We start from the raw sequence: 24,435 nt of genomic DNA, 5'->3' as shown, positions 1-24,435 counted from the left end.
GCGGGCCGGGCACCTCGCGCGGCGGGGTGTGCGGTACGCCTCGGGGCGCGGCGGGGTGCGCTGCGCGTCAGGGCGCGGCGGTACGCGGTCAAGCGCGCCGGAAATCGGGCGGGCGTTTCTCGGCGAAGGCCCGCGATCCCTCCTTCGCGTCTTCGGTGGCGAAGACCGGCCAGCCGTGCTCCAGTTCGTGCGCGAGCCCCTCGGTCTCGGTCATGGCGGCGGTCGCGTACACCGACGCCTTGACCGCCTCGACGGCCAGCGGTCCGCAGGCGTTGATCCGCTCGGCGATGTCCAGGGCCTCGGTGAGCGCGCCCCCGTCGGGGACGACACGGCCGATCAGCCCGATCCGCTCGGCCTCCTGCGCGGTGTAGGGGCGGCCGGTGAGCAGCATCTCCAGGGCGTGGGTGTGCGGGATCTGGCGGGGCAGGCGGACGGTGGAGCCGCCGATGGGGAAGAGTCCGCGGCGTACCTCGAAGAGCCCGAAGGTGGCGCTCGCGCCGGCCACCCGGATGTCGGTGCCCTGGAGGATCTCCGTGCCGCCCGCCACGCAGTGGCCCTCGACGGCGGCGATCACCGGCTTGCGCGGCCGGTGGTGGCGGAGCATCGCCTTCCAGTGCAGGTCGGGGTCGGCCGTCAGCCGGTCGCGGTACTGCTCGCCCGCCATGCCGCCGCCCGCCAGGGCCTTGAGGTCCATCCCGGCGCAGAAGGCGCCGCCGGCGCCGGTGAGCACGATGGAGCGGATGGCGTCGTCCTCGTCGGCCTCGGTCCAGCCGTCGTACAGGCCCACCAGCATCGGCAGGGAGAGCGCGTTCTTCGCCTCCGGCCGGTTCAGGGTGAGTACGAGGGTGGCGCCCACGCGCTCCACGGTCAGGTGTTCGGTCCCGCCCATCGGCTTCCTCCCGGCTGCCCGTCTGCAGAACGTAGAACAGGTTGCAGTAGGCGTACCCCGACTTCAAGGGTTTTCTGACTCCCAGTCAGATTTCTTGTGACGCGCCCTTCCCACCTCCGCGCCGCGGCGCTCTAATGACCGCCAGACCGACGCCGCCCGCCCGGTTTGGAGGAGTCATGGAGTACAACCTCGCCGACCTCTTCGAGTCGGTGGTCGATACGGTCCCCGACCGCGAGGCGCTGGTGTACGTCGATCACCCGGGCTCGGGCGCCGAGCGCCGGCTGACGTACGCGGAGCTGGACCGGGCAGCCAACCGCCTCGCCCACCACTTACGCGCAAGCGGCATCGCACCGGGCGAGCACGTCGGGCTGCACCTCTACAACGGCGTGGAGTACCTCCAGACCGTCTACGCCTGCCTCAAGATCCGTGCCGTACCCGTCAACGTCAACTACCGCTACGTGGAAGAGGAGTTGGCCTACCTATACCGCGACGCCGATCTGGCCGCGCTGGTCTTCGAGGCGGAGTTCACCGGCCGGGTGGCCGGGGCGCTGCCGCACGCGCCCGAGCTGCGCCACCTCGTCCGCGTCGGCACACCCCCGCCGGGCGCCCCCGAACTCCCCCTGACCACCGTCCCGTTCACCGAAGCCGAGGCGACCGGCTCACCCTCCCGAGACTTCCCCGCGCGCTCCGCCGACGACCGCATCATCATCTACACCGGCGGCACCACCGGCATGCCCAAGGGAGTGGTGTGGCGCCACGAAGATCTCTTCTTCTCCGGCATGGGCGGCGGAGCGCCCACCGGTGAGCCCGTGACCCGGCCCGAGGAACTGGCCGAGCGGGTCGCGGCGGGCGGCGAGGGCCTGGTCTTCTTCCCCACTCCCCCGCTCATGCACGGCACCTCCACCCTCACCGCGTTCATCGCCTTCCACTTCGGCCAGAAGGTCGTCATCCACCGCAAGTACGTGCCCGAGGAGGTGCTGCGCACCGTCGAGCGGGAGCGCGTGACCAGCCTCTCGCTGGTCGGCGACGCCATGCTGCGCCCGCTCGCCGACGCGCTGGCCGGGCCGCTGTCCGGCACCGACCGCTCGTCCCTGTTCAGCGTCAGCAGCTCCGGCGCGATCCTCTCGCAGACCGTACGCGACCAGTTCACCGCACTGGTCCCCGGCGTGCTGCTGCTGAACAACTTCGGCTCCTCCGAATCCGGCTTCAACGGCACCGCGACCGACGACAGCGGCCCGGACAAGGGCTTCAGGGTGCGGGTCAACTCCCGTACCGCGGTGGTCGATCCGGCCCACGACTACGCCCCGGTCAAGCCGGGAGAGGTGGGCCGGCTGGCGCAGCGCGGACACGTACCGCTGGGCTACTACAACGACCCCGCCAAGACCGCCGAGACCTTCTTCGAGGCGGACGGCGAGCGCTGGGTACTGCTGGGCGACATGGCCACCGTCGACGCGGCGGGCGTGGTCACGGTCCTGGGCCGGGGCTCGCAGTGCATCAACTCCGGTGGCGAGAAGGTCTATCCGGAGGAGGTCGAGCAGGCCCTCAAGGCGCACCCGGACGTGTACGACGCGCTGGTGGCCGGGGTGCCGGACGAGCGGTGGGGCCACCGGGTCGCCGCCGTCGTCCAACTCCGCGCCGGATCACCCACCTTGGACCTGGACGCGGTCCAGTCGCACTGCCGCTCCCGCCTCGCCGGGTACAAGATCCCGCGTACCGTCGTCTTCACCGACCACATCCAGCGCTCCCCCAGCGGCAAGGCGGACTACCGCTGGGCGAAGGCGGTGGCGGCCCAGGGCGGCGCGGCACCACACTGAGGCATGGACCTGGACGCCCTCCCCTGAGCGAAGGCGGTAGCACCCCAGGGCCGCGCGGCACCACACTGAAGCATGGACCTGGACACCCTCCCCCTGCACGACCTCCACGCCGACGGCGGCGACCCGCACGAAGCCGCCCGGAAACTGCGCGCGGCCGGGCCGCTGGTCCCCGTCCGACTGCCCGGCGGTGTGGCGGCCTGGCTGGTGACCCACCAGGAGACGGGGCGCTCGGTGCTCTCCGACGGGCGCTTCGTGAAGGACATCCGGTTCTGGGCGGCCTGGCAGCGCGGCGAGATCCCACCGTCCTGGCCCCTGGCGCCCCTGGTCACCATCGCCAACATGTCCACGGCCACCGGCCCCGACCACCGCCGCCTGCGCGCCCCGCTCGCCAGGGCCTTCACCGCCCACCGCGTGGAACGACTACGCCCGCGCATCGCCGAGTTGGCCGCCGAACTCCTGACCTCTTTGACTGACCTGACCGCCGCTTCCGACCAACCCGTGGACCTACGGGCCCACTTCGCCCACCCCCTCCCCCTGAGGGTCATCTGCGAGCTGTTCGGCGTCCCCGACGCGGACCGCCCCCGCCTGCGCTACCTGTGCGGCGCCCTGTTCGCCACCGCCGCGAGCCCTGAAGAGACACTCGCCGTCCACCGCGAGCTGCGCGCCGCCCTCGCCGCCCTCATCGCACAGCGCCGCACCCACCCGGCCGACGACCTCACCACCGCCCTGACCACCGAAGGCGACGACCTCACCGACGCGGAACTCGTCGACACCCTCCTCCTGATGATCGTCGCCGGCCACGAGACCACGGTCGGCCTCCTCGTCAACGCCGTACGCGCCCTCCTCTCCCACCCCGACCAGCTGGCCCTCCTCACCGACGGCCGCCTCCCCTGGTCCAGCGCCGTCGAGGAAACCCTGCGCTGGGACCCACCGGTGGGCACCTTCCCCTTCCGCTACGCCCGCTGCGACATCCCCCTGGCCGGCCACACCATCCGCACCGGCGACCCCGTCCTCCTCGCCTACACCGCCTTCGGCCGCGACCCTCACCAACACGGCCCCGACGCCGACCACTTCGACCTCACCCGCACCACCCCCACCCGCCACCTCACCTTCGCCCACGGCATCCACCACTGCCTCGGCGCCCCCTTGGCCCGCCTGGAAGCGGAAACCGCCCTCCCCGCCCTCTTCACCCACTTCCCCCACCTCGCCCTCCACACCCCCGACTCCCCCCGCCTCCCCTCCCTCATCGTCAACACCTTCAGGAAGCTGCTGGTGCGGGTGGAGTCTCAGCAGACCTTGCGGTAGGGAAGCTCGGGGACGTACGTGCGCCAGTCCTGCGGGGACAGCCCGGCACCGGCACGCCGGCAGACCTCCACGGCCACCTTCGACGAGGTGATCACGTACTTCTGCAAGGGAACGTGGTCACCCGCCGCGTACAGCGTGCCGCCGTCGGAACTGAAGGCGAGGGAGAGGACCTTGTCTGCGGGGGTCGGGAGCGCGATGCCGAGCGGCCGACGCGACTCCACATCCCACAGGTGCAGCTAGGCAGAGCGGACCTGAGCGGTACAGAGCGGGTGCGTAACGGTCCGTGCGGCGCGGCCCGGTCGGCAGTCGGCAGTCGGCAGTCGGCAGTCGGCAGTCGGCAGTCGGCAGTCGGCCGAGGGTCAGCGGGTCCCCGAAGGCCTGAGCCGGGGTCAGCCTTCGCCGCTATCGCACACCGATCGCAGTGCGCGGGCCAGCGCCACGCTGTGCAGGGGGTCCAGGTGCTGCTCGTGGCGTACGTGAGCGGCGGCGCCCGTCACCACGAGCGGGCAGTACGGTGCCGAGCGGGCCGGGGCGGAGCGGGCGATGGCGGCGACGAGTGCGGTGTTGACGCGGTTGATCTCCTCGCGCACCTTGGTGAGGTCGGGGCGCTCGGTGGGGGCCTGGGAGGGGTCCGCGGCCCAGCGGCGGTGCAGGCCGCGCTGGACCACCTTGTTCGCCTCGATCTGGTCCCGGAAGATCCGTACCGTCTCCTGCGGGTCGGCGCCCACCCGGCGCGCCTGCTCGGCGACCGCCTCCAGCACCTGGCGCTCGCGCGCAGGGTCGTCGATGGGGCTGCCGGTGCCCCACTTGGCCGCGGCGACGAGATCCGCGGTGGCCAGCCGCCGCGCCGACAGCTCGGCGAGCGGGCGCAGTTGAGCGTACGGGCCACTGCGCTCGGCGGTGGCGACGTACGCCTGCCCGCCCGCGGGCACCGCAGCAGCGGCACTCGCGCCTGCGCCCGCACCCACGACCAGTACGGTCGCCGCCGCACTCGCACCCGCCCAGCGCCACAGAGACGACACTCTTCCGACTCCCACTCTCTGCTCTCCTTCGTACGGGCTGCCCGCAGGGTGGGCAGCAACTGCGGTCAGCCGACCGGCTTCCGGTACACCAGGGAATACCGCCAGAAGAGATGGCGGCGGATGGTCCGGCCCGGCAACAGGATCGCCGATTCGGCCCGGATCTGTCCGAGGGTCATCCGCGGATCGGCCAGAACGGGGAGCCCGGACGGCTCGGGGACGACGCGGAGCCCCGTACTGCTCGGGGCGGGGGCGCGGCCGCGGTCGCGCAGCGCGCGCCGGACCCGGAAGCCGCCGCCGATCACCCATTCGGGCAGGACCGCCGCCGCGCTCAGGGCGTAGTCGGCGGCGGTCGCGTCCCGGTACAGGCCGAGAATCAACAGCACTCCGCCCGGAGCCAGCGCGTCGCGCATCTTCTCGACCGCGGTGCCGAAGGGCAGATGGTGGACCGTCGCGAGCGCCGACACCACGTCGTAGCGGCCGGCCGGCAGCTCGCTCTCCAGCAGATCCGCCTGCCTGTAGTGGATGGGCGCGGCGTCGCTGTCCTTCACGTACCGGGTGGCACGCGCGACGGCGAGCTGCTCCGGAGAGCGGTCGTACGCATCGACCTCGATCCCCCGACGCGCCAGCTCCCGCGCGAACGCGCCGGTGCCGCACCCCATGTCCAACGCCCGCTTCGCGCCCTCGGGCAACTGCCGCCGCAGCACCCGGTGATAGCAGTCGTTGTGATTCCACCCGAGCCTCTCGATCATGCCCGGGGTGACGCCGATGCCCCGACGCCCGGTTCCCTCGCGGTCGGCCGTTGACTGTCAGCGCCCCTGCCACCGGGCCGGACCAGGAGGGGGATCAGGGAGCCGCGGGGGATCAGGGAGCCGCGCAGATCCGTCGCGCCGACGTGGGCGGCGCGACGGACCGGTCTCAGGCGCTGCGGTCCCTGCCCTCCATACGGTCCGCGAAGGCGCCCTGGGCGGTGAAGAGCTGCTCGGCGAAGCGTTCGCCGATGCGGCGGTGGGTGGCGGAGTCCGGGTGGAGGTCGTCGGGGAGCGGGAGTTGGGCGAAGTCGGACTCGCCGTAGAGGGTGCGGCCGTCGAGGTAGTGGAGGTTGGGGTCGTCGGCCGAACGCTGGGAGACGATCCGGGACAGTTCGTCGCGTATGACGGACAGGGTCAGCTTTCCGCTCGCGCGTTCCGCCGGGTCGCCCATGGCGCGGAAGCGGAGTTGTCCGTTGCTGAAGTTGCTGAAGTCCGGGGCGCTCGGGCCGGGGGTGTCTTCGTGGATGGGGCACAGGATGGGCGAGACGACCAGCAGCGGTGCGGTGGGGTGGCCTTCGCGAATGGTGTCGAGGAAGCCGTGCATGGCGGGGGTGAAGGCGCGCAGGCGCATCAGGTCGGCGTTGACCAGGTTGATGCCGATCTTGACGCTGATCAAGTCGGCGGGGGTGTCGCGCAGGGTGCGGGCCGTGAACGGGTCGAGCAGCGCGCTGCCGCCCAGGCCCAGGTTGATCAGCTCAACACCGCCGAGGGACGCGGCGAGCGCGGGCCAGGTGGTGGTGGGCGTGGCGGCGTCGGAGCCGTGGCTGATCGAGCTGCCGTGGTGCAGCCACACCCTGCGGCCCGGGTCCCGCGCGGGCTCGACAGGGGCGTTGGTACGCAGCGCGACGAGTTCGGTGATCTCGTTGTGCGGCAGCCAGATCTCGACGTCCTTGTTGCCGTCCGGCAGGCCGGTGAAGCGGAGGGTGCCGGGCTGTCCGGGCTTGCGCTCGGCGCTTCCGGCGCTCATGTCGATGGTCAGGGTGTTGCCACCCGCCACGCTGCCCTGACCGGCCAGACGGCCGTCGACGAGCAGGTCGTACACGCCGTCCGGGCGGGGCGGGGCGCCCACGTAGACCCGCTTGGTCGGCAGCGCGTCGAGCTCGACGGCGGTGGCTCCGGTGCGGAAGACCAGTCGTACGCCGGAGGGCTGGGACTCGGCCATGGCCAGCTGCCCGTCGGCGTACTGCGCGCGGGCCCAGGCCGGCAGCCGGTGCGGCAGTACGCCGTGCTCGGTGCGCTCGACGTCAAGGGCGCCGCGCAGGAGATCGGCGGTGATGGGCGTGGTGATCCAGCTGTCGTCGGTGTGTATGTGCTCGGTGTGCATTGCCTCAACCTGTTGATCAATGTGTGTGGGGTAGGGGTGGACGGTGCGGGCCTATCAGGACGCGCCCCGCCAAGACGCGGGCTCATCAGCAGGCGGATCCGTCAGGACACAGGCCCGTCAGGACACAGGCCCGTCAGGGCACGGGCTCGTCAGGACGCGGGCCCGCCAGGACACAGGCCCGTCAGGACGCGGGCCAGTTCCGCAGCGTGGCGTCGAGGGCGTCCAGGATGCGCGTCCAGGTCTCCTGCGTATCGGGTGCGCTGTGGCTGAACGCTCCCCCGAGTTCCAGGCTGACGTAGCCGTGAAAGGTGCTGCCCAGCAGCCGTACCGCATGCGTCTGGTCCGGCTCCGTCAGGTCGTAGCCGCGCAGGACCGCCCGCGTCATCTGCGCGTGTCTGACGCCCGCGCTGGCGACGGCCTGCTCGTGGGTGAGCCGCAGCTGGGTCGCGGCATAGCGGCCGGGGTGTTCCCGGGCGTAGTCGCGGTAGACGTTGGCCAAGGCGGCGAGGGCGTCCTTGCCGGCCCGCCCGGCCAGCGCGGCCGCGCCCCGGTCGGCCAGCTCCTCCAGGGCGAGCAGGGCGATCTTGACCTTCAGGTCCCGCGAGTTCTTCACATGCGAGTACAGACTCGCGACCTTCACGCCGAAGCGCCTCGCCAGCTCCGAGACGGTCACCTGCGCGAAGCCGACCTCATCCGCCAGCTCCGCCCCCGCCTGCGCCAGGCGCTCCGCGGTCAGCCCTACGCGCACCATAATCGTCCTCCCTTTCAGCTGAGTCGATTATGCATTCACCTAAAGCCTTTAGGCAAATGGGATTGCCTCTTCGGGACTGCTGGCTGAACACGGGCGGCCGCTGGGCTCCAGGCGGAGGGCCGTGCTCGACGCCGGCGTCAGGACCTGGTCGGCGACGACCGTGCGGCTGGTGACGATGACGGCGGTGGGGCGGCCCGCCTCGGTCTCGCCGCGCTGGAAGCGTTCGACGTCCGTGAGGCAGGACCACCGTTCTGCCGTGTCGGGGCGACCGGGTCCGACCGGGAGGAGCGCGTCGAAGCCGTCCAGGATCACAACGCGGACGGCTTCGGATGCCGGGTCGAAGGCGTCCGGCCATGCGCTACGACGCCCGGTCGACCGGCGGAGTGCCGCTTCCAGCTGCTCCTGTACGTCCAGGCCCGCCGGTACGCGCCGCAGATCGACGCGCAGGCAGAAGAACTCACCCTCCGGGAGGCGGGCCTCGATCAGCCCGGCCAGCAGGGACTTGCCGGAGCCGGGGTGGCCGTACACCAGGAGCGGGGAGCGCGTGGCCTGGTCCGTCAGCAGGTGCGCCGCGAGGAACTCGTCGATGTCCGCACGCAGCGGCTGCCGCTCCCACCAGGCGTCGCTCGACAGCTCCCGGCCCACCGGATGCCCGGCAACCCGGAAGCCCGGATTCACATAACCCGCGGCAGCCATAGGGCGGACAGGGCCCCGATCGGCGAACTCCCCCAACAGCAGCCCGAATCTGCGCAGTCCAGAACATTCCGCCGCCTCGGGCGGCTGCCCATCCGTGCCGTACGCCCCGGAGGTGAGCCGGAGTTCGGGGCAATCGGAGGTGACGTCGGCGAGCAGGGCCTCGTACCGGCGCATCGCATGCTCGACAAGATCACGCGGGCGGTGCCCGTGGGGGTCCCCCAGACCGTGCACGATCTCCGCCGCGGCCTCGTAGGCGGCGACGACCTCCGCACGGAGTTCCGCGGCGTCCCGGACCCGGACCGACCCGAGCGTGATGCGCCCCAGTTCTTCGAGGACCTCGGTGATGATGTCCCCCTGCCCCGCGCCGAGTTCGGAGTCCGGAACGATTCCGGCCCCGGCGACGGCTTCACAGAACGCCGTCACCAGGACGACCACATCAGCGGCGCAGAGCAACGCGGTCCTGGTGGTGCCGCGGCTCGCCCGCACCCTGGCCGCGAATCCATCCAGCAGCCCCCGCAGGTCCGCCGCCGTGCCCCCACTCAGCTCCAGCGGCTCCAACAGCTCGTACGCCACGCCCTCGAATCCGCCCCGCCCGCCGATCAGCACCTCGACGGCACCGGGGAAGTCGGTCCGCACACGGTGGCGGCGCTGCGTTACCGCGGCACTCTCGGCCACGGCGTGCCGCGTACGCCACCAGGCCGGGTCCAGAGGCGGACCCGGCGGAGGGAAATCACCGGTGCGCGCCCGGCAGTCGGTCTGCGCCCGGCAGTGGGCGATGATCCGGAGGACGTCATCGAGCGGGGGCAACGTGCCGCGCCGCCCGTCGAGGAGCTCATCGACCGCCGCCTCACCGCGCCGGAGCTCCCGAGCCAGCACGGACCGCTGCACCCCACAGCCCTGTACGAGCCGCCGGAGCCCCGCACAGAAGTCCAGCACCGCATCCGTCACTTCGCTCGCCACAGCACCCTCCGGTTTCGCACGGTCTGAGCCAAGCCCAGCAGCGTACGACCGCGAAAGGGGGATCCCGTGCCCTGGCACGGTGTTCCCGGGGACACCCCACCTCCTCAGCGGCCCCACCGAAGCCCAGCGCGACGCGACCGTGCCCCAAAGGGGCGCGGGGGACTGCGCGACCGGCCACAACGCGCCCGCAGAGAAAACTCCCCCACTTCCAGCCGAGCACTCAGTCGCCCGCCGCAGGACAAGACGGCCCCCGCCCGATCCGTGATCGGGCGGGGGCCCGGCAGCAGCACCCGCGACCGGACCAGCCCCTACGAACGAGCGTTGAGGAACGTCCGTACGGCATCAAGGAATTCGTGAGGACGCTCCTCGTGGACAAGGTGGCCGGCGCCGTCAATGGTGAGAAGGGTGCAGTCGGGGATCACAGTGGCCACTTCGGCGAGATCCGGCTGGGGGATGTGGCTCGTGGGCCCACCACCGATGACCAACGTCGGAGCGGTGATCGCGGACAGAGCGGACCACCACGCAGGATCCGGATCGTTGCGCTGGGCAACGACGGCAAGCTTGGCACGCCAGTCGAAGCCGAGAGGACCGGGCGGCGGCTCGGGCGCGGCCTGCCGCGGGGCGCCCACACGCGGCGGCGCCATCTCCTCCAGTACAAGCCGCTCCACCAAGCCGGGGCGATGAGAGGCCAGCAGCAGCGCGGTCATCGCGCCCAGGGAATGGGCAATGACGGTCACGCGCTCCAGGCCGAGCGCCTCCAGGAAGCCGATGGCATCATCCCGCCAGCTCTCGAAGGAGTACTCCCCCGGCTGGTCGCTGAGGCCGTGGCCACGCTGGTCCAGCGCGTACACCCGGTGTGTGGCGGCGAGTTGGCCGACCACGCCGCGCCAGTCCTCCCCATCCGCGCCAAGACAGTGCAGCAGCAGAACAGGCGGCGCGTCGGCAGCGCCCCAGGTGCGGTAAGCGAGGCGAACTCCGTTGACGTGCACCTCATGAACCACGCGACCCTCGCCCGACGCAGCACTCCGGGTCATGTCAGTGCGCTCAGCGCTCTCAAACCGATCTTCGCTCATGTGCACGTAAGTACCCAACGCACTCCCGGCCAGGCCCCTTGACGTGTTCGCCGCTCGCTGATTGTTTGGTCCAGCACTCAGCTACCGAATGATCGGTTGGGAACGGGGCGGTGACTCTGCATGCCGGATACCTTCGACGCCGCGGAACGGCTCAGCGTCGATGAGCTGCGCGCGCTGCAACTCGAGCGGCTGCGCGCCTCATTGGAGCACGCCTACACCAACGTCCCCTTCTACCGTACGGCCTTCGACGCCGCAGGGGTACGGCCGCAGGACTGCCGGTCGCTGGCCGACCTGGCGCGCTTCCCCTTCACGGTGAAGGACGACCTGCGCGCCAACTACCCGTTCGGGATGTTCGCCGTGCCGCAGAACGAGGTGCGGCGGATCCACGCCTCCAGCGGGACCACGGGGCGCCCCACCGTCGTCGGCTACACCGAGCGCGACCTGTCGACCTGGGCCGAGGTGATGGCCCGCTCGATCCGGGCCGCCGGCGGACGCCCCGGCCACAAGGTCCATGTGGCATACGGATACGGGCTGTTCACCGGGGGCCTCGGGGCCCACTACGGCGCGGAGCGGCTCGGCTGCACGGTCATCCCGGCCTCCGGCGGCATGACCGCCCGGCAGGTGCAGATCATCCAGGACTTCCGCCCCGAGGTCATCATGGTGACGCCCTCCTATCTCCTCACTCTCCTGGACGAGTTCGAGCGGCAGGGCATCGACCCGCGCACCACCTCGCTCAAGGTCGGCATCTTCGGCGCCGAGCCCTGGACCCAGGAGATGCGCCGCGAGATCGAGGAACGCTTCGCCCTGGACGCCGTGGACATATACGGCCTCTCGGAAGTGATCGGCCCCGGCGTCGCGCAGGAGTGCGTGGAAACGAAGGACGGCCTGCACGTATGGGAGGACCACTTCTTCCCGGAGGTGGTCGACCCCCTCACCGGCGAGGTGCTGCCCGACGGCGAACACGGCGAGCTGGTGTTCACCTCCCTCACCAAGCAGGCCATGCCCGTCATCCGCTACCGCACCCGCGACCTGACCCGCCTGCTGCCGGGAACCGCACGCCCCGCCTTCCGCCGCATGGAACGCATCACCGGCCGCAGCGACGACATGATCATCCTGCGCGGCGTGAACCTCTTCCCCTCCCAGGTAGAGGAAATCGTCCTCCGCACCCCAGGCATCGCACCGCACTTCCAACTTCGCCTGACCCGCGAAGGCCGCATGGACCACCTCACCGTACGAGCCGAAGCACGAGCGGACACACCCCCCGAAACCCGCACAGCAGCCATCGACCACATCGCCCGCGCCATCAAGGACAGCATCGGCGTCTCAGTAGCCGTCGAAATCGTCGCCCCGGAAACCCTGGAACGCTCCGTAGGCAAACTCAAACGCATCATCGACGCCCGCCCCACGGACTGAGCGCCCGCAGGACGGGACGAAGACCGTCGGAACAAGAGCCACTGAGGCAAGGCCCATCAGCCCGACGGCCCTGACGCCGACGGCGGTCAGCCCGCCGAAGCTCAGACTGCCGGCGGTCAGCCCACTTCCGGGCACGGCGGTGTGATGACGGCGAATGGGGCGCCGAACGGGTCCAGGAGCATGGCCAGGCGGCCGATGCCCTCGGCGTCTACCGGCGGGATGAGGGCCGTGCCTCCGCTCTCGGTGGCCTTGGCGAAGGTGGCGTCGCAGTCGCTCACCGCGAAGTACGGGTGCCACTCCGACGTCGAACCGGCGTCCAGGTTGTCCTGCTGGAGCTGCATGATGCCGCCCTGCTCGGAGTCCTGCTTGCCGTCGGCCGGGGTGATGATGGTGTAGGTGATGCCCTCCCCCATGGGCATCTCCTGGAGCTTCCAGGACAGTACGCGGGCGTAGAAGTCCTTCGCAGCGGCGGCGTCAGTGGTGTAGAGCTCGATCCAGAAGAGGGCGTTGGGGGCGTTGACGATCTGGACGCCGGAGGTGTCACGCGGCTGCCAGACGCCGAACTTCCCGCCGGTGGGGTCGGTGAACTGGGCCATCCGCCCCTCGGTGAAGACATCCCCCGGCGGCACGCGGACCGTACCGCCCGCCTGCTCCACCGCCTTGGCGACCGCGTCCGCGTCGGGAGTGTGGAAGTACAGCGTCCAGGCGGAGCTCGCGCCCTCCTCGGTGAGCGGGCCGATGCCCGCGATCATCTTGCCGTCGAGGTTGAGGAAGCCGTAGCCCCCGGCGTCGGGGCCTGCCGACTGGAACTCCCAGCCGAAGACGGATCCGTAGAAGGCGACGGCGGCGTCGGTGTCGGGGGTCCCCAGGTCGAGCCAGTTCGGGGCGCCGGGTACGAAGTCGGTGGTGAGCATCGAAGATCCTTTGCGGGAGTGTCGTGTGCCGCATGGTCGTGGTGCCGCCGGCCCTCCCCATGGCCTCGCGGGTGCGGGAAGAACCCCCGTCCAAGGGTGGACGAGCCGTGTTTCCTGGGCACTTCTCAGCATGGCAGGGGGCACTGACAATCGCCCTCCACGACGCCCGGGGCCAGGCACGGCAGGGGGTGTCCGCACAGGTCAGGGCCATCTGCGCCGACGGCCGGTCTGGACGTCTCGGCGACGTCTTGGCGCTGTCGCCGACCGGGACAATCGTGCTGGTGAGGTGGGCCGTTGTGCGGTGGTGGCAGCGCTCGCCTGTGCCAGTGGGCACGGCCCGGTGCCAGGCCGGACCCGGACTGCGTCAGGCATCACCCCGATTCAGGCCCCGCCCACTCCCCCGCCCAGACCATCCCGCAGCAGCCGCTTGAGGATCTTTCCGCTCGCGTTGCGTGGTAGGTCCGGCACGAATACCACTCGCTTGGGCGCCTTGAAGTGGGCCAGTCGTTCCCGTGCGGTGGCGATCAGTTCGGCTGCGAGTTGCTGCTCTTGTGGTCCGGGCTCGGGCAGCGCGCCGCGTGGTACCACTACGGCGGTCACCGCTTCGATCCAGCGCTCGTCCGGCAGGCCGATCACGGCGACCTCCGCCACCTCGGGGTGCTCGTACAGCACGTCCTCGACCTGCCGCGAAGCCACCAGCACCCCGCCGGAGTTGATGACGTCCTTGACCCGGTCGACGATGGTGAAGTAGCCCTCGGCGTCGCGTACGGCCAGATCGCCCGAGCGGAACCAGCCGTCGCGGAAGGCCTCGGCGCTCTCCTGCGGCTTGTCCCAGTAGCCCTCGCACAGTTGTGGCGAACGGTAGACAATCTCGCCCGTGGTCCCGTCGGGCACATCGGCGCCCTTCTCGTCCACCACCCGGGCCTCTACGAACAGCACGGTCCGCCCGCACGACTCCATCCGCCCGGCGTGTTCGTCCGGGCCCAGAACGGTGGCCAGCGGCCCGATCTCGCTCTGGCCGAAGCAGTTGTAGAAGGCCAGTTGGGGCAGCCGGGCGCGCAGCCGCTCCAGGACCGGCACCGGCATGATCGAGGCGCCGTAGTAGGCCTTGCGCAGCCCGCTCAGGTCGTGGGAGGCGAATCCGGGGCGCCGGGACAGCGCGATCCACACGGTCGGCGGCGCGAAGAGGCTGTCCGCCCGGCCCGCCTCGACCAGCTCGAAGATCCGGTCCGGGTCCGGGCCGTCCAGGATGGTGCTGTGCGCGCCGACCGCGAGATAGGGAAGGAGGAAGACGTGCATCTGCGCGGAGTGGTACAGCGGCAGGGCGTGCACCGGACGGTCGGTGGCCTTCAGGTCCAGGGCGGCGATGGCGCTGGCGTACTCGTGGATCAGCGCGCGGTGGGTCATCATCGCGCCTTTGGGCAGTGCCGTGGTGCCCGAGGTGTAGAGGAGTTGGACCACCTCGATGTCGTCGCGTGCGTCGGCGCAGAGGTTCGCCGCGCCCGGGCGGCGCCCGCGCGCCCGCTCCAGTAGCGCGTCGGCGGCATCGCGCAGTGGTTCGGTGCGTACGGACTGCGGTATGTGGTGGGCCAGTTGGGGGTCGGCGAGGACCAGCGAGCTGCCGGACTGTTCGAGGATGTAGCGCAGGTCGTCGCCGGTGAGGTGGTGGTTGACGGGTACGTGCACCAGCCCCGCGCGCGAGCACGCCAGAAAGGCGATCAGATACGCGTCGGAGTTGTGCCCGTACGTCGCGACCCGGTCCCCGGCCCGCAGCCCGCCGTCCAGCAGGTGCGCGGCGGCCTCGGTCACCGCCTCGTCCAACTCCCGGTACGTCCAGGATCGCTCACCGAAGTCGACGGCCCGCCCACCGGGCGTCCGGCTCGCGCTCCGTCGCAGGATCCCGTCGACCGTACTGCCCCGTACTCCCGTCATGGCGTGATCCTGGGGCCCGCCTCCGCCGTGGTCAAGGGCACCACCTGGCTGTCGGCCCCGCCGCCGGAGCCGTGAACGGCGAGCTGCTGCCCCTTGCCCACCGCACGTCACACGGCGCCGTCCCCACCCGGCGCCCCGTCTGCGCGAGTTCGACCTCATGGGTCGTAGCCCTGCCTCACGCCGTCGTAGACCTGCCTCACGTCACAGCCATGTCGTCGCCAGCCAGACGGTCACGGCCGCCGCGACCATGAGCGTGATGTTGAGGGCGATGTGGCGGTCTCCACGGCTCAGGTGGACCTTGGTCGCGCCGATCTGCAGGAGCACGAAGCCGACGGCCGCGGCCAGGGCCAGCCAGGGCGCGAGGCAGGTCAGCGGCGGGAGGATCAGCCCGATCGCGCCGAGCACTTCGATCGCCCCGATGGCCCTGATGGCCGGCAGTGGGGTGCTGTCCACCCAGGCCATCATCGGCCTGAGCTGCTCGCGGCTCCGGACCACCTTCACTCCGCCCCCGTAGAGGTAGAAGAGGGCAAGCGGGCCGGCAACGATCCAATAGGCGACGTTCAAGATTCCCGTCCATGGTGATGAGTTGTAGGGGGCTCCATCGGGGCCCTCGGCCGAGACGGATGCGGCGGTACGGACAGCCGGGCGGTGTCGTCCTCCCGGCCTTCAGCCGAAGTCGGTGGCGGGCTCGATGGCGGGCTCGATGGCGGACTCGGCGATTCCGAGGCGGTGCCCGGTGGTGCTGCCGTCTTCGAGGACGCGCAGTCGCGTGGTGCCCAGGACGATCGTCTCGCCGTCGCCCGGGCCGACCACCGATACGGCGGGGGCGGCGATCGGCTCACTGGTTTTCGGTTCGTCGGTCATGCTGCGATTCCACTGCCAGGGCACTGCGGCCGTCCAAGACCCCTTCTGTGACGCCGATACCGCGCGGGTATCGTCGCAGCATGGAGCTACGCACGATGCGCTATTTCGTGGCGGTCGCCGAGGAACTCCACTTCGGCCGGGCCGCCGCCCGGCTACATATGAGTCAGCCGCCACTGAGCCGGGCGATCAAGCAGTTGGAGAACGAGGTCGGCGCCGCGCTGTTCGACCGGTCGTCCACGGGTGTCGCGCTCACGCCGGTGGGGGCGGTGCTGCTCGACGAGGCGCGCGCCCTGCTCGACCACGCGGACCGGGTACGGGTACGCGTGGCCGCGGCGGCCGGTGCCACGAGCATCACCGTCGGCATCCTGGGGGACAGCACCGACCCGGCCGCGATCCGGCTGGCGGGCGCCTACCGTAGGCGGCACCCGGGCGTTGAGGTGCACATCCGCGAGACCGGTCTGACCGATCCCACCTGTGGGCTGCACGCCGGACTGGTCGATGTCGCCTTGTCCCGTGCGCCGTTCGACGAGACCGGTCTGACCGTGCGGGAGCTGCGCGCCGACCCGGTGGGCGCGCTACTGCGCGCCGATGATCCGCTGGCCTGCCACGACAGCCTGAAGCTGGCAGACCTGGCGGACCGTCGCTGGTTCGTCTTCCCTGAGGGCACCGACCCCCTCTGGCAGGCGTACTGGAGTGGCGGGGAGCCTCGCGAGGGTCCTGTGGTGCGTGCCGTAGTGGAATGCCAGCAAGCCGTGCTGTGGAACGGCACGGTCGGCATGACGCTCCTGGATCATGAGGCGGCGGAGGGGCTCACGGTGGTGCCGCTGATCGACATGCCGCCGAGCCGCGCCGTGGTGGCATGGAACGAGGGCGATACGAATCCGTTGATCCGCTCGTTCGTCCAGCTCGCAGGTGCCGCCTATCGAGGCTGAGCGCCTGCCGAGGCGACGAGCTACCGCCGCTCAAGCCCCCGTCTTGTCGTGCTGCCGTCGCACCATCTCGGAGATCCAGACGGGCGCGTACGGAGACGTGCAGCCCGGGGGTGTCGGGTAGTCCTTGAGAACCTCCAGGCGCTCGCCGATGTCGAGGGCACGGGCGCGGTACTCGGCGTGTTCGATGCCGATCTGAGCCAGGCAGTGGTTCATCGCCCATTGCAGACGATCGGGGGCGTCTTTCATCTCGGCCTCGATGGTGTCGAGCAGTCCGGCGAGGTCGAGGCCCTCGGGCTTCTTCGCCACGCGTTCGGTGGTCAGCGCCCAGCCGGCACTCGCGACCACGGGATCCGGGTCGGCGGTCCAGGCCAAGCGCAGTTCTTCCGCGTGCGGATTCTTCTTCACGACATAGTTCACGAGCCAGTCGTGCACCTTGGGGGTGCGTGCCTCGCGCAACATGGCGTCCAGCTCGTCTTGCTCGAATGCCTTCGGGCGGCAGATCAGGAGTGCGAGGAGTCGCGCCGCGGTGTCGTCCGTCGCCCAGAGCTGCCGCGCGAGGTCCTGCTGCGTCTTGAGCCGCTTAGCGAGCGCGCGCAGCTTGCCGAGGTTCACACCGTGATCGTCACCGTGTTTCTCGTTCACCTTGCGTGTCTTCGGGTCGTCGAGCTCGGCCAGCTCGGCCAGCACCTCGGTCAACACGGTTTCGGCCACCTCTAGCCTCCTGTCCGTCACGGGCGAGTTTCAGCCTACGACGGAAATCGGAGCAATTCTCGGCGCTGCCGCTGGCCGAATCCGGGGTCCCACCGATCCGCAGTGGCCGGATTCCATGATTGGCATGGTCGAGGTGGCCCGTGTGAACTCTCTCGGCCGGGTTTTCCGCCGGGAGGTACGCCTATGGAGGTCCGCTCGTAATCGAGGAGCGCGTCGGCCGCGCTCCCCCGCCCGCGTCAGACAGCGCGCTCCCGCCCCTCCCAATAGGGTGCGCGCAGGGTGCGCTTGTAGAGCTTGCCGTTGGGGTCGCGGGGCAGGGCGGGCACGAAGTCGATGGACTTGGGACGCTTGTAGGGGGCGAGTTGGGTCGCGCAGTGGGTGAGGATTTCTTCGGCCAGGGCGGGGCCCGGGTCGTGGCCCTCGGCGGGTTCGATGACTGCTTTGATCTCCTCGCCCCAGTCGTCGTGGGGGATGCCGAAGGCCGCGGCGTCGGCTACGGCGGGGTGGGAGAGGAGGGCGGATTCTATTTCGGCGGGGTAGATATTGACGCCGCCGGAGATGATGAGGTCGATTTTGCGGTCGTGGAGGAAGAGGTAGCCGTCCGCGTCGAGGTGGCCGAGGTCGCCGACGGTGAAGAAGTCGCCGATGCGGTTTTTTCGGGTCTTGGATTCGTCTTTGTGGTAGCTGAAGCCGCCGGTGGTCATTTTCATGTAGACGGTGCCGACTTCGCCCGGGGGAAGGCGGTTGCCGTCGTCGTCGAAGACGGCGAGTTCGCTGATGGGCCAGGCTTTGCCGACCGTGCCGGGCTTCTTGAGCCAGTCGGCGGCGGTGGCGAATGCGCCGCCGCCCTCGCTCGCGGCGTAGTACTCCTCCACGCAGTTCCCCCACCAGTCGATCATCGCTCGTTTGACGTGTTCGGGGCAGGGTGCGGCGCCGTGGATGGCGTGCCGCATGGAGGAGACGTCGTATGCGGCGCGGGTCTGCTCGGGCAGGGCGAGCAGTCGGTGGAACTGGGTGGGGACCATGTGGGTGTGGGTGCAGCGGTACGTCGCGATCAGGCGCAGCATCTCCTGCGGCGTCCACTTGTCCATCAGGACCAGCCGGTGCCCGATGTGCAGGGAGGCGGCGGCGAATTGGAGTACGGCGGTGTGGTAGAGCGGCGAGCAGACCAGGTGGACGTTGTCGTCGAAGGGCTTGATGCCGAAGATGGCGAGGAAGCCGCCCAGGTAGGTCTCCTCGGGGAGTGTGCCGGTCAGTGGCCGGCGGATGCCGCGCGGTCGGCCGGTGGTCCCTGAGGTGTAGTTCATCACCCAGCCCAGGGTGCGGTCCGCGGGCGCCGACTCGGGCTGCTGGTCCAGGAGTTGGGTGTACGGGCGGAAGCCTTCGGCGGGTCCGACCGCGTAGCGGTGGGTGGTGGGCAGGCCCGCTTCGTCGGCGGCGGCGCGGGCCGCCTCGGCGAACCGTTCGTGGGTGATGAGCACCTTGGCGCCGGAGTCCCGCACGATCCAGGCGATCTCCGGGCCGACCAGGTGGTGGTTGACGGGGACGAGGTAGAGCCCGGCCTGGGAGGCGGCCAGGTGGGCGGTGAAGAACTCCACCGAGTTGGGCAGGACGACGGCGAAGGCGTCGCCGCGCTGCAGCCCCGCGGCGCGCAGTCCGTGCACGAGGCGGTTGCAGGCGGCGTGCAGCCGGCCCGCGGTCCACTCCTCGCCGTCCGGGGCGATCAGGACCGTACGCTGCGGGTCGGCGGCGGCCTGGGCCCAGAAGCCGTTGGGGGGTTGCGGCATGGCGTGGCTCCTCCTCGGGGCCTCGGGGGCGGGTGTCTCAGGCGCGTCCCGCGATGCGGGTGAGGCGGTCGACGGCGCGCTCGAAGCCGCGGGTGAGGTCGTCGAAGACGGCCTGGACGCTGCGCTCGGTGTTCATCCGGCCGACGATCTGGCCGACGGGGGTGCCCAGCAGCGGCTCGACCTCGTACTTCTGGATACGGGAGTTGGCCTCGGCGACCAGCAGGCCCTGCAGTGGCATGGGCAGCGGTCCGGGCCCCGCCGGGTCGTCCCAGGCGTCGGTCCACTCGGTGCGCAGCTGGCGGGCGGGTTTGCCGGTCAGGGCGCGGGAGCGCACGGTGTCGCCGGGTCCTGCCGCCAGCAGTTTCCGGGTGAGTCTGCGGGAGTGGAGTTCAGCCTCCAGGGTGGTGAGCCAGATGGAGCCCAGCCAGACGCCCTGGGCGCCCAGCGCCAGCCCCGCGGCGATCTGTTCGCCGGTGCCGATGCCGCCGGCGGCCAGGACGGGCAGTGGGTCGACGGCGCGTACGACCTCGGGGGTGAGCACCATCGTGGCGATCTCGCCGGTGTGGCCGCCGGCCTCGTACCCCTGGGCGACGACGATGTCGATGCCGGCGTCCTTGTGGTGGCGGGCGTGCCGGGGGCTGCCGGCCAGGGCGGCGACGAGGATGCCGCGCTCGTGGGCGCGTGCGACGACGTCGGCGGGTGGCGGGCCGAGTGCGTTGGCCAGCAGTTTGATGGGGTAGTCGAAGGCCACGTCCAGCTGGGAGCGGGCGACCTGCTCCATCCAGCCGGTGATCCGCCAGCCGCAGGCCTCGCCCTCGGGGAGTTCGGGCACGCCGTGTTTGGCCAGCGTCTCGCGTACGAACTGGCGGTGCCCCTCGGGGATCATCGCCTCGATGTCCGCTTCGGTGACGCCCTCGACCTTCTTGGCGGGCATCACCACGTCCAGCCCGTACGGCATGCCGTCGGTGTGCTCCTGCATCCAGTCCAGGTCGCGCGCCAGATCGCCGGCGGCCGTGTACCGGACGGCGCCGAGCACCCCGAATCCGCCCGCCCTGCTGATCGCCGCGGCCACCGCGGGGAACGGCGTGAACCCGAACACGGCGTGTTCGACCCCGAGTTGACTGCTCAGCTGAGTCCGCATGGGCGCAGGATGCCGCAGCGGCGCCTACGAGGGAAGAGATTTTCTGATGTGGCGTCAGGTTTTTGCCTGTGGTGCGGGCAGTGGCCGGTGCCGATCGGGACCGTTCCCCTGTGGTGTCACATTCCCGCGCGCCCCATCCGTCCGTAGAGCCAGAGCACCACCGACGCGACACGGAGACCGCGGAGACCGCAGAGAACGCGGCGAAACGGGAGAACACGGAGGGCACGATGGGCAACGAGATCACGGTGATCGGCGGCGGGCTGGCCGGGCTGGTGGCCGCCATCGCCTGCGCGGAGGCGGGCGCGGCCGTCACCCTGCACGAGGCGCACGCCACGCTGGGCGGGCGGAGCCGGGGCACCGCCGCCCCGTACGTGGCCCACGAGGGGCCGCACGTCTTCTACGCCGACGGGCCGCACTGGACCTGGCTGGCCCGGCGCGGCCTGGTCGGCGAGCTGGGCAGGCCCGCGCTGCGCGACGCCCGGCGGGTCGGACTCCGGCAGGAGGGCCGGCTCGGCCTGCGTGCGCCCGCGGGCTTCTGGCGGATGGCCACGACGGGACGGCGCCGCACCGCTCCCGTGGACGAGGACTTCGGTACCTGGGCCTCCCGGCACTTCGGGGAGGAAGCCGCGCGGGCGGCCGCCAACGCCATCGCCGTCGCCACCTACGACGCGGACACCGGGCGCCTGTCCGCCGCGTTCGTCTGGGACCTGTTCCGCCGCGTCTTCGCCCCCAAGCCGCCCGCCGTGCGCTGGGTCGTCGGCGGCTGGCAGAGCGTGCTGGACCGGCTGGAGGTACGGGCCCGGCAGCTGGGCGTACGCATCGAGACGAAGTCCCGGATCACCGAACTGCCGTCCACCGTCACGATCGTGGCGACCGAGCTGTCCTCGGCCCGCGCGCTGCTGGGCGACGGCTCGCTGCGCTGGGAGAGCGGCCACTGCGTCCTGCTGGATCTGGCCGTACGGGCGGGGGCGCGCGACCGGTTCGTCGCCTTCGATCTGGACGAGGGCGGCTTCCACGAGAGCTATTCGACGCAGGACCCGACCGTCGCGCCGCCGGGGCAGTCGCTGTTCCAGCTCGACATGCCCGTACGGGAAGGGGAGAGCACGGCGGCGGCCCGGCAGCGGCTCGACGCCTTCGCCGACCTGACCGTGCCGGGCTGGCGGGAGCGGGTGACCTGGCAGCGGAGCGGGACCGCGCGCGGCCGGACCGGGGCGCTGGACCTGCCCGGCCGGACCTGGCGGGACCGCCCCGCGATCGACCGCGGCGACGGGGTGTTCCTGGCGGGCGACATGGTGGCGGCGCCGGGGATGCGCGGCGAGATCTCCGTGAACAGCGCGGTGCGGGCGGCGCGCGAGGCCGTACGGGCGGCGGCCGGGCGCTCCTCCGTGCGCAGCGCCGGGCCGCGACCGTAGAGCCGCCACGCGCAAGCCTTCACTTGCGGGTCACGGATGCACGTGCAAACCTGGACTTGCACGTGAGGTGCGTGCGACGTCTACGAGCCTTGGAGGCCGTCATGTCGGCGGACAAGAACGCGACCCCGGACCGGATCGAGCGCGAGCTGACCATCGCCGCTCCCATCGAGCGCGTCTGGGCGGTGCTCACCGAGCCCGGCCACGTGAGCGAGTGGTTCAGCCCCGGCGGGCCCGCCGAGATCGATCTGCGGCCGGGCGGGATCATGGTCCTGGACCACGGCGAGTACGGCCTCTTCCGCACCAGGATCGTGAAGGCGGACCGGCCCCACCACTTCTCCTACCTGTGGGCCAGCGGCTACCCGGGCCAGGAGGCCGACGAGAGCAACGCGACGCTGGTGGAGTTCACCCTCACCGAGCGGGACGGCGGCACCCACCTCGCGTTCTGCGAGAGCGGCTTCGCCACCGTGCCGATCCCGCCGGAGCGCCGCGCGAACGCCTCCTACGAGAGCCACTCGGGCGGCTGGCCGGAGACCCTGGAGGGGATGGCCCGGCTCGCCGAACAGTCCGCCGGGTGAGCGGCCCGACCCGCCGGACAGCCCCGCAGACCCCCGACCGTATCCTCGACGGGACATGAGCGAACTCGACCAGACAGGCATCGACGAGGTCCTGGCCGCGCTGGCCGACCCGATGCGGCGCCGGGTCCTGGACGGCCTCGCCGCCCGCGGCGAGGCCACCGCGACCCTGCTTGCCCAGGCCCTGCCGGTCAGCCGGCAGGCCATCGTCCAGCACCTGTCCGTACTGGAGCGGACTGGGCTGGTCAGCAGTTGGCGCAGCGGCCGCGAGCGGCGCTACCGCGTCGAGCCGGGGCGGCTGACGGCCACCGCGCGCTGGATGACGGAGGTGGCGGCCGCTTGGGACGCCCGTCTGGGAGCGATCCGGAGGCTGGCCGAGGGCGAGGCGCAGGGGTAGGGCGGCGCGTACGCACGGCCCGGCCGGCAGGCCCGCCCTGAGCAATCAGGCCTCCAGCACCGCCATCGCCGCATTGTGCCCCGGCACCCCGCTCACCCCGCCGCCGCGCACCGCGCCCGCCCCGCACAGCAGGACGTTGGGGTGGGCGGTCGCCACACCCCAGCGGCCCGCGCCTTCCTGGGCGTAGGGGAAGGCCAGTTCGCGGTGGAAGATGTTGCCGCCGGGCAGTCTGAGGTCGCGCTCCAGGTCCAGAGGGCTCTTGGCCTCGATGCACGGCCTGCCGTCCGCGTCCCGTGCCAGGCAGTCGGCCAGTGGCTCGGCGAGGTGGGCGTCCACCTGCTCCAGGGTGGCCGCGAGCAGTGCCCGGCGGGCCGCGTCGTTGTCGTCGGTGAAGAGCCGGGCGGGGGTGTGCAGGCCGAACAGGGTCAGGGTCTGGTAGCCGCGGCGGACCAGGTCGGGGCCGAGGATGGAGGGGTCGGTCAGGGAGTGGCAGTAGATCTCCGACGGCGGGGCGGCGGGCAGGGTTCCGGCCGCCGCCTGCCGGTAGGCGGTCTCCAACTCCTCGTACCCCTCGGCGACATGGAAGGTGCCGGAGAACGCCGCGCGCGGGTCCACCCGCGTATCGCGCAGCCGCGGCAGGCGGGTCAGCAGCATGTTCACCTTCAGCTGCGCCCCTTCCACGGGGGTGTGCTCCTCCCCCAGCAGCCGCGCGAGTTCCGTGGGCGCGGCGTTCACCAGCACGTGCCGGGCTCCGAACACGCCCTGCTCGCAGGTGACTTCGGCCGCGGTGCCGTCGGTGGCGATCGCCGTCACCTCGCAGTCGGTGACGATGCGGGCCCCGGCCGCACGGGCGGCGCCGGCCAGTGCGTCGGTGAGGGCGCCCATGCCGCCGACGGGGACGTCCCAGTCGCCGGTGCCGCCGCCGATGACGTGGTAGAGGAAGCAGCGGTTCTGCCGGAGCGTGGGGTCGTGGGCGGTGGCGAAGGTACCGATGAGCGCGTCGGTGAGGACCACGCCGCGTACGAGGTCGTCGGCGAAGGCCGCCTCGACGCTCTCGCCGAGCGGCCGCTCGAACAGCGTCTGCCAGGCCGCCTCGTCGGCCACCCGGGCGCGCAGTTCGTCGCGGGTGGGCAGCGGCTCGGTGAGGGTGGGGAAGACGCGCTCGGCGACCTGGCGGGTCATGCCGTAGAACCGCTGCCAGGCCGCGAACTCCCGCTCTCCTCCGGTCAGTTCGGCGAAGGAGCGGCGGGTGGCCGCCTCGTCGCCGCCCACCAGGAGCCCGGTGGCGCGCCCGGCGCGCACGGTGGGGGTGTAGGAGGAGACGTTGCGTTTACGGACGGCGAAGCGCAGCCCGAGCTCCTCGACGATCTTCGCGGGCAGCAGGCTGACGAGGTAGGAGTAGCGCGACAGCCGCGCGTCCAGCCCGGCGAAGGCGCGGGTGGAGACGGCGGCGCCGCCGACGGGGCCGAGGCGTTCCAGTACGAGCACGCGGCGACCTGCGCGCGCCAGGTAGGCGGCGGCGACCAGGCCGTTGTGCCCGCCTCCGACGATGACCACGTCGTACGAAGTCCGTTGCGGCATGTTTCTTGGTAGCACGAGTGATCGGCGCGGGCCAGGTGGCGACCGGGCCGGAGGGGCGGGCGTACGCGGACGGCAGGGCCGGAGGGGCGAGCGTACGCGGACGGCAGGGCCGGAGGGGCGAGCGTACGCGGACGGC

At 71.4% G+C, this 24,435-nt stretch carries 22 protein-coding genes and 1 pseudogene; 7 read left to right on the top strand and 16 right to left on the bottom strand.

Annotated elements, in window-relative coordinates:
* Positions 1-88: 88 nt before the first annotated feature.
* Positions 89-889 carry a crotonase/enoyl-CoA hydratase family protein gene (locus AC4IJH_RS26805; protein ID WP_490854428.1) on the bottom strand — a complete coding sequence of 267 codons (801 nt, stop codon included), beginning with the start codon at positions 887-889 and terminating at the stop codon, positions 89-91.
* Positions 890-1,065: 176 nt separating this feature from the next.
* Between AC4IJH_RS26805 and AC4IJH_RS26800 the strand changes: the two genes are divergently transcribed.
* A complete protein-coding gene (locus tag AC4IJH_RS26800) occupies positions 1,066-2,703 on the top strand; it encodes an acyl-CoA synthetase (RefSeq protein ID WP_490854427.1) in 1,638 nt (545 codons plus the stop codon).
* Between the two features lie 72 nt (positions 2,704-2,775).
* Positions 2,776-4,008, top strand: a complete 1,233-nt coding sequence (locus AC4IJH_RS26795) for a cytochrome P450 family protein (RefSeq protein WP_490854426.1) — start codon at positions 2,776-2,778, stop codon at positions 4,006-4,008.
* Here the strand turns inward: AC4IJH_RS26795 and AC4IJH_RS26790 are convergent.
* From AC4IJH_RS26790 to AC4IJH_RS26760, 7 genes are all read right to left on the bottom strand, one after another.
* Entirely contained in the window at positions 3,990-4,229 is a 240-nt protein-coding gene (locus AC4IJH_RS26790; RefSeq protein ID WP_490854425.1) for a hypothetical protein, read from the bottom strand. The genes AC4IJH_RS26795 and AC4IJH_RS26790 overlap by 19 nt on opposite strands.
* A gap of 168 nt (positions 4,230-4,397) precedes the next feature.
* Positions 4,398-5,030, bottom strand: a complete 633-nt coding sequence (locus AC4IJH_RS26785) for a chorismate mutase (protein ID WP_490854424.1) — start codon at positions 5,028-5,030, stop codon at positions 4,398-4,400.
* A 65-nt stretch (positions 5,031-5,095) separates the two neighbouring features.
* Positions 5,096-5,779, bottom strand: coding sequence for a class I SAM-dependent methyltransferase (locus tag AC4IJH_RS26780; RefSeq protein ID WP_490854423.1), 684 nt, complete (start codon positions 5,777-5,779; stop codon positions 5,096-5,098).
* A 166-nt stretch (positions 5,780-5,945) separates the two neighbouring features.
* Positions 5,946-7,163 (bottom strand): GDSL-type esterase/lipase family protein, encoded by a 1,218-nt coding sequence (locus tag AC4IJH_RS26775; RefSeq protein WP_490854422.1) that lies wholly within the window; start codon positions 7,161-7,163, stop codon positions 5,946-5,948.
* Positions 7,164-7,344: 181 nt separating this feature from the next.
* Positions 7,345-7,914, bottom strand: a complete 570-nt coding sequence (locus AC4IJH_RS26770; RefSeq protein WP_490854421.1) for a TetR/AcrR family transcriptional regulator — start codon at positions 7,912-7,914, stop codon at positions 7,345-7,347.
* 48 nt (positions 7,915-7,962) lie between these two features.
* Positions 7,963-9,570 (bottom strand): NACHT N-terminal helical domain 7-containing protein, encoded by a 1,608-nt coding sequence (locus AC4IJH_RS26765; RefSeq protein WP_490854420.1) that lies wholly within the window; start codon positions 9,568-9,570, stop codon positions 7,963-7,965.
* Between the two features lie 308 nt (positions 9,571-9,878).
* Entirely contained in the window at positions 9,879-10,604 is a 726-nt protein-coding gene (locus AC4IJH_RS26760; RefSeq protein ID WP_490854460.1) for an alpha/beta fold hydrolase, read from the bottom strand.
* Positions 10,605-10,763: 159 nt separating this feature from the next.
* On the opposite strand from AC4IJH_RS26760, the gene paaK reads away from it, so the two are divergent.
* Positions 10,764-12,056, top strand: a complete 1,293-nt coding sequence (paaK, locus tag AC4IJH_RS26755; protein WP_490854419.1) for a phenylacetate--CoA ligase PaaK — start codon at positions 10,764-10,766, stop codon at positions 12,054-12,056.
* A 116-nt stretch (positions 12,057-12,172) separates the two neighbouring features.
* On the opposite strand, the gene AC4IJH_RS26750 is transcribed toward paaK, so the two are convergent.
* The 4 genes and pseudogenes from AC4IJH_RS26750 to AC4IJH_RS26735 form a co-directional block, all read right to left on the bottom strand.
* Positions 12,173-12,970 carry a VOC family protein gene (locus AC4IJH_RS26750; protein ID WP_490854418.1) on the bottom strand — a complete coding sequence of 266 codons (798 nt, stop codon included), beginning with the start codon at positions 12,968-12,970 and terminating at the stop codon, positions 12,173-12,175.
* A gap of 381 nt (positions 12,971-13,351) precedes the next feature.
* Entirely contained in the window at positions 13,352-14,902 is a 1,551-nt protein-coding gene (locus AC4IJH_RS26745) for a fatty acyl-CoA synthetase (RefSeq protein ID WP_490854417.1), read from the bottom strand.
* A gap of 201 nt (positions 14,903-15,103) precedes the next feature.
* On the bottom strand, positions 15,104-15,466 hold the full coding sequence (locus AC4IJH_RS26740) for a DoxX family protein (protein WP_490854416.1): 363 nt from the start codon (positions 15,464-15,466) through the stop codon (positions 15,104-15,106).
* Positions 15,467-15,598: 132 nt separating this feature from the next.
* Positions 15,599-15,766 (bottom strand): annotated as a pseudogene (locus tag AC4IJH_RS26735) (cupin domain-containing protein); the annotation flags it as partial.
* Positions 15,767-15,846: 80 nt separating this feature from the next.
* On the opposite strand from AC4IJH_RS26735, the gene AC4IJH_RS26730 reads away from it, so the two are divergent.
* On the top strand, positions 15,847-16,698 hold the full coding sequence (locus tag AC4IJH_RS26730; RefSeq protein WP_490854415.1) for a LysR family transcriptional regulator: 852 nt from the start codon (positions 15,847-15,849) through the stop codon (positions 16,696-16,698).
* A 30-nt stretch (positions 16,699-16,728) separates the two neighbouring features.
* On the opposite strand, the gene AC4IJH_RS26725 is transcribed toward AC4IJH_RS26730, so the two are convergent.
* From AC4IJH_RS26725 to AC4IJH_RS26715, 3 genes are all read right to left on the bottom strand, one after another.
* Positions 16,729-17,409, bottom strand: a complete 681-nt coding sequence (locus tag AC4IJH_RS26725; RefSeq protein ID WP_490854414.1) for a DNA alkylation repair protein — start codon at positions 17,407-17,409, stop codon at positions 16,729-16,731.
* Positions 17,410-17,645: 236 nt separating this feature from the next.
* Positions 17,646-19,196, bottom strand: a complete 1,551-nt coding sequence (locus AC4IJH_RS26720) for an acyl-CoA synthetase (RefSeq protein WP_490854413.1) — start codon at positions 19,194-19,196, stop codon at positions 17,646-17,648.
* 37 nt (positions 19,197-19,233) lie between these two features.
* Positions 19,234-20,337 carry an NAD(P)H-dependent flavin oxidoreductase gene (locus AC4IJH_RS26715; RefSeq protein ID WP_490854412.1) on the bottom strand — a complete coding sequence of 368 codons (1,104 nt, stop codon included), beginning with the start codon at positions 20,335-20,337 and terminating at the stop codon, positions 19,234-19,236.
* A 227-nt stretch (positions 20,338-20,564) separates the two neighbouring features.
* Here AC4IJH_RS26715 and AC4IJH_RS26710 point away from each other — a divergent pair, with 227 nt between their 5' ends.
* From AC4IJH_RS26710 to AC4IJH_RS26700, 3 genes are all read left to right on the top strand, one after another.
* The gene (locus AC4IJH_RS26710) at positions 20,565-21,749 is read left to right on the top strand and encodes an NAD(P)-binding protein (RefSeq protein ID WP_490854411.1); all 1,185 of its coding nucleotides are present in this window, start codon (positions 20,565-20,567) and stop codon (positions 21,747-21,749) included.
* Between the two features lie 101 nt (positions 21,750-21,850).
* Positions 21,851-22,324 carry an SRPBCC family protein gene (locus tag AC4IJH_RS26705; protein WP_490854410.1) on the top strand — a complete coding sequence of 158 codons (474 nt, stop codon included), beginning with the start codon at positions 21,851-21,853 and terminating at the stop codon, positions 22,322-22,324.
* Positions 22,325-22,379: 55 nt separating this feature from the next.
* Positions 22,380-22,718, top strand: a complete 339-nt coding sequence (locus AC4IJH_RS26700) for an ArsR/SmtB family transcription factor (protein WP_490854409.1) — start codon at positions 22,380-22,382, stop codon at positions 22,716-22,718.
* A gap of 45 nt (positions 22,719-22,763) precedes the next feature.
* On the opposite strand, the gene AC4IJH_RS26695 is transcribed toward AC4IJH_RS26700, so the two are convergent.
* A complete protein-coding gene (locus AC4IJH_RS26695) occupies positions 22,764-24,299 on the bottom strand; it encodes a phytoene desaturase family protein (RefSeq protein WP_490854408.1) in 1,536 nt (511 codons plus the stop codon).
* Between the last annotated feature and the right edge of the window lie 136 nt (positions 24,300-24,435).

The sequence above is a fragment of the Streptomyces sp. UF-297 genome, assembly GCF_058245575.1.
Note: the sequence above shows the minus strand (reverse complement) of the source record. Positions and strands in the feature narration are given on the sequence as shown.

Bases quoted from the DNA above. Each gene is read 5' to 3' on its own strand.
- AC4IJH_RS26710 (WP_490854411.1), top strand. From the start codon at position 20,565: ATGGGCAACGAGATCACGGTGATCGGCGGCGGGCTGGCCGGGCTGGTG.
- AC4IJH_RS26800 (WP_490854427.1), top strand. From the start codon at position 1,066: ATGGAGTACAACCTCGCCGACCTCTTCGAGTCGGTGGTCGATACGGTC.
- AC4IJH_RS26695 (WP_490854408.1), bottom strand. From the start codon at position 24,299: ATGCCGCAACGGACTTCGTACGACGTGGTCATCGTCGGAGGCGGGCAC.
- AC4IJH_RS26770 (WP_490854421.1), bottom strand. From the start codon at position 7,914: ATGGTGCGCGTAGGGCTGACCGCGGAGCGCCTGGCGCAGGCGGGGGCG.
- AC4IJH_RS26805 (WP_490854428.1), bottom strand. From the start codon at position 889: ATGGGCGGGACCGAACACCTGACCGTGGAGCGCGTGGGCGCCACCCTC.
- AC4IJH_RS26795 (WP_490854426.1), top strand. From the start codon at position 2,776: ATGGACCTGGACACCCTCCCCCTGCACGACCTCCACGCCGACGGCGGC.
- AC4IJH_RS26745 (WP_490854417.1), bottom strand. From the start codon at position 14,902: ATGACGGGAGTACGGGGCAGTACGGTCGACGGGATCCTGCGACGGAGC.
- AC4IJH_RS26730 (WP_490854415.1), top strand. From the start codon at position 15,847: ATGGAGCTACGCACGATGCGCTATTTCGTGGCGGTCGCCGAGGAACTC.
- AC4IJH_RS26780 (WP_490854423.1), bottom strand. From the start codon at position 5,779: ATGATCGAGAGGCTCGGGTGGAATCACAACGACTGCTATCACCGGGTG.
- paaK (WP_490854419.1), top strand. From the start codon at position 10,764: ATGCCGGATACCTTCGACGCCGCGGAACGGCTCAGCGTCGATGAGCTG.
- AC4IJH_RS26775 (WP_490854422.1), bottom strand. From the start codon at position 7,163: ATGCACACCGAGCACATACACACCGACGACAGCTGGATCACCACGCCC.
- AC4IJH_RS26705 (WP_490854410.1), top strand. From the start codon at position 21,851: ATGTCGGCGGACAAGAACGCGACCCCGGACCGGATCGAGCGCGAGCTG.
- AC4IJH_RS26750 (WP_490854418.1), bottom strand. From the start codon at position 12,970: ATGCTCACCACCGACTTCGTACCCGGCGCCCCGAACTGGCTCGACCTG.
- AC4IJH_RS26715 (WP_490854412.1), bottom strand. From the start codon at position 20,337: ATGCGGACTCAGCTGAGCAGTCAACTCGGGGTCGAACACGCCGTGTTC.
- AC4IJH_RS26700 (WP_490854409.1), top strand. From the start codon at position 22,380: ATGAGCGAACTCGACCAGACAGGCATCGACGAGGTCCTGGCCGCGCTG.
- AC4IJH_RS26760 (WP_490854460.1), bottom strand. From the start codon at position 10,604: ATGACCCGGAGTGCTGCGTCGGGCGAGGGTCGCGTGGTTCATGAGGTG.
- AC4IJH_RS26720 (WP_490854413.1), bottom strand. From the start codon at position 19,196: ATGCCGCAACCCCCCAACGGCTTCTGGGCCCAGGCCGCCGCCGACCCG.